Origin of the sequence: Methylobacterium sp. CCH5-D2 (assembly GCF_001556475.1) — a bacterium.
Lineage (GTDB): Bacteria > Pseudomonadota > Alphaproteobacteria > Rhizobiales > Beijerinckiaceae > Methylobacterium > Methylobacterium hispanicum.
The window spans coordinates 1-7,743 of the sequence record NZ_LSIX01000784.1; the positions used below are offsets into that span (position 1 = coordinate 1).

The window sequence follows — 7,743 nt, forward strand, 5'->3', positions numbered from 1 at the left end:
GAGCATGGCCGCGCCCAAGCCCCCCGCCGAGCCCCGGGCGCAGGCCGAGGAGAAGCCAGAATGATCGCGCGCCTCATCGGCTGGTCGGCCCGCAACCTCGTCCTGGTGCTGATCGGGACCGTCTTCGTGGTGGCGGCCGGTCTCTACAGCGTGCGCACCCTGCCGCTCGACGCCATCCCGGACCTCTCGGACGTGCAGACCATCGTCTACACCGAGTACCCGGGGCAGGCGCCCCAGGTCGTCGAGGACCAGGTCACCTACCCGCTGACCACCGCCATGCTGACGGTGCCGAGGTCGAAGGTGGTGCGCGGCTTCTCCTTCTTCGGGGTCTCGTTCGTCTACGTCATCTTCGAGGACGGCACCGACCCGTACTGGGCCCGCTCGCGCGTGCTCGAATACCTGAGCGCGGCCGGCAAGCGCCTGCCGACCGGCGTGACGCCGACGCTCGGGCCCGACGCGACGGGCGTGGGCTGGGTCTACCAGTACGCCATCGTGGCCAAGCAGCAGACGCTCGCCGAGCTGCGCTCGCTTCAGGACTGGGTGGTGCGCTTCGGGGCCTCGCGCGCCGAGGGCGTGGCCGAGGTCGCGGGCGTCGGCGGCTTCGTGAAGCAGTACAACGTCGTCGTCGACCCGAACCGCCTGCGCGCCCAGGGCATCCCGCTCAGTAGGCTTCGGGAGGCGATCCGGTCGAGCAACGCGGATGTCGGCGGCCGCACGGTCGAGCTCTCCGAATTCGAGTTCATGGTGCGCGGGCGCGGCTACCTGAAGAGCGTCGCCGACATCGAGAACATCGTGCTGAAGACCGAGGCCGGCACCCCGCTGCGGGTGCGGGACATCGCCCGGGTCGAGCTCGGGCCGGACGAGCGGCGCGGCATCACCGAGCTGAACGGCGAGGGCGAGGTCGCGGGCGGCATCATCCTGCAGCGCTTCGGCGCCAATGCCCTCAACGTCATCGAGGGCGCCAAGCAGCGCCTGGCCGAGGTCGCCGCGAGCCTGCCGAAGGGCACCGAGATCCTGCCGGTCTACGACCGCTCGCAGCTGATCGAGGCGGCCATCGACACCCTGAAGCACACGCTGGTCGAGGAGAGCGTCATCGTGGCGCTCGTCTGCATCGTGTTCCTGCTGCACCTGCGCAGCGCGCTGGTGGCCATCCTGATGCTGCCGGTCGGCATCCTGATGGCGCTCGGCGCGATGCATCTCCTTGGGATCGGCGCCAACATCATGTCGCTGGGCGGCATCGCCATCGCGGTCGGGGCCATGATCGACGCCGCCATCGTCATGATCGAGAACGCCCACAAGCACCTGGAGCGGGCGCCCCCGGGCAAGCCCCGGGTCGAGATCCTGGTGGAGGCCGCGGCCGAGGTCGGCCCCTCGCTGTTCTTCTCCCTCCTGGTGATCACGGTAAGCTTCCTGCCGATCTTCACCCTGGAGAGCCAGGAGGGACGCCTGTTCGGGCCGCTCGCCTTCACCAAGACCTTCGCCATGGCGGCGGCCGCGCTCCTGTCGGTCACGCTGGTGCCGGCCCTCATGGTGCTGTTCGTGCGCGGGCGCATCATCCCCGAGCACCGCAACCCGCTGAACCGCCTCCTGATCTGGGTCTACCGCCCGGTCATCAGGGTCGTGCTCCGGGCCAAGGTGCTGACCATCCTGCTGGCGGTGGCGGCGCTCGGCCTGACCATCTGGCCGGCCCGCCAGCTCGGCTCCGAGTTCATGCCGGACCTGAACGAGGGCACCCTGATGTACATGCCCACGACCCTGCCGGGCATCTCGGTGACCCAGGCCGGGGAGCTGCTGGCGACCCAGGACCGCATAATCAAGTCCTTCCCCGAGGTGGCCTCCGTCTACGGCAAGGCGGGGCGCGCCTCGACGGCGACGGACCCCGCCCCCACCGAGATGTTCGAGACCATCATCACCCTGAAGCCGAAGGCGGAGTGGCGTCCCGGCGTGACGCTGGCGAGCCTCAAGGCCGAGATGGACAAGGCCCTGCAGTTTCCCGGTGTGTCGAATGCCTGGACGCAGCCGATCCGGGCCCGCATCGACATGCTCTCGACCGGCATCCGCACGCCGGTCGGCATCAAGATCTACGGCACCGACCTGACCGAGATGGAGAAGGTCGCCCGGCAGGTCGAGGCGGTCGTGCGCAACGTGCCGGGCACGTCGAGCGCCTACGCGGAGCGGGTCATCGGCGGCTACTTCCTCGACATCACGCCGGACCGGGAGGCGCTCGGGCGCTACGGCCTCATGGTCGGGGACGTGCAGGACATCATCGCGACGGCGCTCGGCGGCGAGAGCGTCACGAACACGGTCGAGGGCCGCGAGCGCTACACCGTCAACGTGCGCTACCCGCGCGCCTTCCGTTCAAATCCGCAATCCATCGCCACCGAAGTGCAGGTGCCGTTGCCGGCCGGCGGCACGATTCCGCTGGGCGAGGTGGCCAAGGTCCAGCTGACCCGGGGGCCGACCTCGATCCGCACCGAGAACGGACAGCTCGCGGTCTACATCTTCGTCGACCTGAGCGGGCGCGATCTCGGCGGCTACGTCGCCGAGGCCCGGAACGCGGTCAACACGGAGGTCCAGCTCCCGCAGGGCATGAGCATCCAGTGGAGCGGGCAGTTCGAGTACCTGGAGCGGGCGGAGGCCAGGCTGAAGATCGTGGTGCCCGTGACCCTGCTCGTCATCTTCCTGCTCCTCTACCTCAACTTCCGGCGCCTGACCGAGACGCTCATCGTCATGCTGTCCCTGCCCTTCGCCCTGGTCGGCGGGGTGTGGCTGATGTGGTGGATGGGCTTCAACATGTCGGTCGCGGTGGCGGTGGGATTCATCGCGCTCGCCGGCGTTGCCGCGGAGACCGGCGTGATCATGCTGGTCTACCTCGACCATGCCTGGGACGAGCGGCGGGCCGCCGCCCTGGCCGCTGGGCGGGAGACCACGCGTGCGGACCTGTACCAAGCCATCATGGTGGGGGCGGTCGAGCGGGTGCGCCCGAAGATGATGACGGTCGTCGCCATCATGGCGGGCCTGCTGCCCATCCTCTGGAGCTCCGGCGCGGGGTCGGAGATCATGCAGCGGATCGCGGTGCCCATGATCGGCGGCATGGTCTCCTCGACCGTGCTGACCCTCGTCGTGATCCCGGCCATCTACGGGCTCGTGAAGGGACGGAGGCTGACGCTTCGGCAGGAAGGGTCGGCCGCCGTGCAATCGGGGCTTCCCCGGGCCGCCGAGTGAGCGGGGCTGGACAGGCCGTCCCGGCGGCCGTGAGAAGACAGGAGTCGACTATGAGCGAACTATTCCGACCGTCCCGGCGCATCGTGGTCCTCGGCCTGGCGGCGGTCGGCGTACAGGCGGCATGGGCGGAGGATCTGCCGGAGGTCGTCGCCACGAAGGACCCGAGCTGCGGTTGCTGCGAGGCCTGGGTCAAGCACCTGCGCGACGAGGGTTTTCGCGTCCAGGTCGTGAACGCCCCCGTGAACCCGGTCAAGGCGAGGCTCGGGGTGCCGCGGGAGCTGGCCTCGTGCCACACGGCCCAGGTCGGCGGCTACGTCATCGAGGGGCACGTGCCCGCGTCGGCCATCAAGCGGCTGCTCGCGGAGAAGCCGTCCGCCACCGGCCTCGCCGTGCCCGGCATGCCGGTCGGCTCGCCCGGCATGGAGGTCGAAGGGGTGGAGCCGGCCACCTACGAGGTGGTGCTGTTCGGCCCCGGCGGGCGCACCACCTTCGCGCGGTTTCGCGGCGGGCAGGCCGTCTAGCCGGGCATGGCGGCACGCCCGCCGGGGCAAGCAGGGGGGCTTCTTGACCGAGGTCGACCGGAACGCCGCGGCTTTGACCTTCGAGGACGACGAGGACGACGGCGTGGCTTGCGGCGTCGGCCCGTGCATCGCCGTCGCCATCGTCAACAAGAGCAAGAGATGGGCCGGCTCGTGCCACTTCGGCGACGTCCGCTACGGGCGGAGGAGCCGAGGCGGTTCCTGTCGAGGGCCTCGAAGGCCGGCGACATCGACGGTCTCGTCGGGGTGAGGATTGGGTGGGGTGACGATACCGACCCCGGGACCTCGACGCAGGTTAGCCTGGGGCGCCGCGGCGGCACTGGCGGCGGTGCCGGCCTTCCGCCCCGGGGCCTACCCACCGCTCCGGCTGAATGCAGGGGCCTGCAACGTCACCGCCGGCGCGGGTCCGGCCGACATCCGGTTCGAACCGGGGCGCCCGAATGGGGCGACGCGCCGTGACGGTGGCCTTGGGACTGGGCGGTCGAAGCGCCGGTCGCCCTCGCGTTGGGACCTCGGGGAAAACGGCAGGGTCGCTTCGCTAATCCTCGATCCAAGCGAGCTGCCGCCGGTACACCTGACCCTCGCCACCACAAGACCGGCAATCGAAATCGTGCCGCTGCCCCGTCCCCTTGCAGCTCGGGCACTCCACCAAGTCATATTGCGACCAGTCGTACCGATCCGCCAGTTGCCGCTCCATGCGCCCGTCGCCGCCACAGGGTGGGCAGTCGTAGCCGTTGACCTGTCCGCTGCCGCCGCAGAGGCGGCACGGCACCTCGGCGTAGTCCGATAGGTCGACGCGCTCGGCGTGCCGTGCCTCGACCCGCCCGTCGCCCTGGCACACGGGGCAATCGAGGCCGTCCCGTCGCCCGCTTCCGTGGCAGAGAGGGCAGTCGACCTCGTCGTATGCGGTTGGGTCGATCCTGTCGGCGACGTGCCGCTCCATCGACCTCTCGCCGCCGCAGGCCGGGCACTCCTCGCCACGCCGGCGCCCGACGCCCGCGCAGACGGGACAGGGCACTTCCTGGTAGTCCCTGGCGTCGACCGCTTCCGCGTGGCGACGCTGCATGCGACGCTCGCCGCCGCAGGCCGCGCATGGGCTCCCGTTGCGCTGGCCCAGCCCGTCGCAGACCGGACAATCCACCGCTTGGTAAGCCGATACGTCGATTCGGCGGGCCTCCGCCGTGCCGATGTAGCCCTCGCCTCCGCAGGCCGGGCAATCGGAGCCGTCCCACGAGCCCGCACCCCCGCAGAGCGGGCAGGCGGTCATCGAGGCGTCCCTCAGGAACTCGTCCCGCGCCTCGACGACGGCCGCGGCGAACGTCCGTATCCGAGCCTCGGGCAGCGCCCGGGCTCCCTTCGCCGAGCTGGCGACCTTGGCCGCGAACTTGCCGTAGGACCGGCCGACGGGACCGGCCGTTGGCTTCGCGGTCGCGGCCCTGCTCGCGGTCTCTTCCAGCGCGACGATGTCCTGTTCAGCGAGGGCGACCGCGGCGCCGTGGGCCGCGGCGAACTGCGCGTTGGCAAGCAGGCCGCCGATCTCCTCGATCTGCCGGACGAGTTGCAGGACGGCGAGGCTGGCGTTCCGTTCGATGGTCCACCCGCGCACGCGCCGGTTGACGAGCATCTGCTTCACGGCCCGCACGGTCGCGAGGTCGACGTCGCGGGGCATGTACACGCCCTTGTCGAAGTCCGTGTGGTGGTTCGGGCAGAGCCAGACGAGACCGGCGGGATGATGGCTCAGGGTTTGCGCGACGGGCTCGATGTGCGCGGCCTCGCAGTTCGCGCCGTGGTTGCAGATCGCGCAGCCGCAGTTCGCCTCAAGCTTGATCTCCAGGCGAACCTTGTCGGGCATGTGCGGACGCGTCTTGCCCTCCGTAACCGGCCAAGGTTCCCGCAGGAACTTGTCGAAGGCGGCGAGTTCGGCTTCCTCGTACCAGCGCAGCCCGTCCGCGGTCTCGCACGCGAGCTTGCGCCGGATGCCGGCCTTGGCCCCGTATCGCGTGAAGTATTCGAGGAGTTCCGGCGACATCCGAAGGCGGATCGCCGCTTCGACCTCGGACAGCTTCCCTTTGCCTTCGGGCTTGGTGTTGCTCGCCATCCAGGGGGCTCAAGCGTCCGTTGTCACCGTCTTTGGCGTACCGGCCGGGGACGGCCGCCAGCCGAGGGATACGACGCGGCGGTCGCACCTCGGCCCACCGGCTCGGGCCGGGCGGGCCCTTCTAGACTTGCCGGCGCCACCCGGCAACGACGCGCCCGGACCGGCCTGCCCGATGTAAGTTCAGGCCGAACGGCATTGGACGCCCGGACAGAGGTGCCGCCGATGAAGCCGTCTGCGTACGCACCCGTCCCGCGATGAAAACGAGCGCTGCCTCGGCTTCTACCGGCCGAAGCAGGCATACGATGGGCCATGGTGACACGTGCCGTGATCATGACGCGTGAAGTGGTTGTAGAAGCCGCGCTCGTGAGCGAGATGCTCGCACTCGTGATAGGAGTAAACGCAGCCGAGAAAGACCGGGCGGTCGTGTACCCGGAGTGTCCTTCCGGCCGGTGCGAGGCCGGGGCTCGACTCGTCGTCGAACGCCGCGCCGGAGGGCGGCGGTGTCATGCGGAAGCCCACCGCACCTGCCCCGGTCGGGGCCAAGACCAGGGCGATTGCGGAGACGTAGAGAACTCGTTTGAGCATCGCGCATCCCCTCCCGCTCTTTTCGCGCAGTTGAGATCCCCCGTCCGGGAGGGGTAACGCACGGGCGGCCGAGAACGGTTGCAAACCCCCAGGGGGTAATTGGCATGGCCGGACCGCGAAGTTTCCGGATCGGGTCGAGTTTCGAGCCGATCCGGACGCGCGTGACCGCGTCTTCAAGCCTTGCGCGCACGCCTTACCCATGAAGACCTGAGCTCCCGCCGTTGATGCCAGCAGCCTGTCGGCAGTTACCCCCTCGGGGTACGTTAAGGGAGCATCAACCACGCCGTGGGAGGGTCCGGTGAAGAGGGCTGCGGGCGAGGGACCGGACGATGGGTGGAATGGATCGCATGGCGGGAACGCTCGGGCTGCTCGGCTGCGGCCTGGTCTGCGCGACGTTCGTGGCCCCGTCGCACGCGGCCGACCTGCCGCCGACCGCGCCGTTGCCGGAGCTGCGCGGAACCCTCCCCCCGGAGGCCGAGGTTTCCGGCTTTTACCTCCGCGGCGACGTCGGTTTCAGCAACCAATCCGTGGAACGGCTCTCCAACAGCCTGGACGCGCTCGGCACCATCGAGAAGGTCAATCTCGGCTTCGCGGGCGCCCCGCTCGCGGGCGCCGGCGTCGGCTACCGCTTCGGCCGGTGGTTCCGGACCGACGTCACGGGCGAGTATCGCAGCGCCGCCGCGTTCACCGGGCTTGAACGCTATCGCGACGCGAGCCTGCCGCTCGGGTACGGCACCGACGAGTACACCGCGTCGAAGCGTGAATTGGCCGTGCTCCTCAACGGTTACGTCGATCTCGGGAATTGGTACGGCCTCACGCCGTTCCTGGGCGCCGGCGTCGGCGCGGTGCGGATCACGCTCGACAATTTCAAGGACACGAACGTCGTCACTCAGGGCCTCGCCTACGCGAAAGCAGGCTCGAAGACGAACCTTGCTTGGGCGTTGCACGCGGGTGTCGGCTACGAGGTGAGCCCGAGCTTCACGGTCGAGCTCGCATACCGCTACCTCAATCTCGGCGACGGAAAGACCGGCACGGTCTACAACTATGCCGGCCAGTGTGGGTCCTGCGAGGCGCTGACCTTCAAGAACGTCGATTCGCATGACGTGAAGCTCGGCTTGCGCTGGGCACCCTGGGCCGCGGTCGCCCCGACCGAGCAGGCGCCGCTGGTGCGCCGGTACTGAGCTCGCGTGGCCGTCCGCGCGGGACTCGCGCCGGCGGCGGGCTCCCCGAGCCGCGACGGCCGCCCCCGCGCGGGCAGGATGGGGCGGGTGCACGGCCGAGGCGATTGGCTTGTGG

At 69.8% G+C, this 7,743-nt stretch carries 4 protein-coding genes; 3 read left to right on the plus strand and 1 reads right to left on the minus strand.

The window, feature by feature from the left end:
• The first annotated feature begins 60 nt into the window (after positions 1 to 60).
• Complete coding sequence (locus tag AX737_RS20825; RefSeq protein WP_066924569.1) at positions 61 to 3,225, plus strand: CusA/CzcA family heavy metal efflux RND transporter; 3,165 nt, start codon at positions 61 to 63, stop codon at positions 3,223 to 3,225.
• A gap of 50 nt (positions 3,226 to 3,275) precedes the next feature.
• The gene (locus AX737_RS20830) at positions 3,276 to 3,746 is read left to right on the plus strand and encodes a DUF411 domain-containing protein (protein ID WP_066924570.1); all 471 of its coding nucleotides are present in this window, start codon (positions 3,276 to 3,278) and stop codon (positions 3,744 to 3,746) included.
• Between the two features lie 556 nt (positions 3,747 to 4,302).
• Here AX737_RS20830 and AX737_RS20835 read toward each other — a convergent pair.
• Positions 4,303 to 5,862, minus strand: coding sequence for an HNH endonuclease signature motif containing protein (locus AX737_RS20835; protein ID WP_066924571.1), 1,560 nt, complete (start codon positions 5,860 to 5,862; stop codon positions 4,303 to 4,305).
• A gap of 932 nt (positions 5,863 to 6,794) precedes the next feature.
• On the opposite strand from AX737_RS20835, the gene AX737_RS20840 reads away from it, so the two are divergent.
• On the plus strand, positions 6,795 to 7,628 hold the full coding sequence (locus tag AX737_RS20840; RefSeq protein WP_238232128.1) for an outer membrane beta-barrel protein: 834 nt from the start codon (positions 6,795 to 6,797) through the stop codon (positions 7,626 to 7,628).
• Positions 7,629 to 7,743: the final 115 nt, after the last annotated feature.

Excerpts from the sequence above, each read along its gene's own strand:
- AX737_RS20830 (WP_066924570.1), top strand. The coding sequence starts at position 3,276 with ATGAGCGAACTATTCCGACCGTCCCGGCGCATCGTGGTCCTCGGCCTG.
- AX737_RS20825 (WP_066924569.1), top strand. The coding sequence starts at position 61 with ATGATCGCGCGCCTCATCGGCTGGTCGGCCCGCAACCTCGTCCTGGTG.
- AX737_RS20835 (WP_066924571.1), bottom strand. The coding sequence starts at position 5,862 with ATGGCGAGCAACACCAAGCCCGAAGGCAAAGGGAAGCTGTCCGAGGTC.
- AX737_RS20840 (WP_238232128.1), top strand. The coding sequence starts at position 6,795 with ATGGCGGGAACGCTCGGGCTGCTCGGCTGCGGCCTGGTCTGCGCGACG.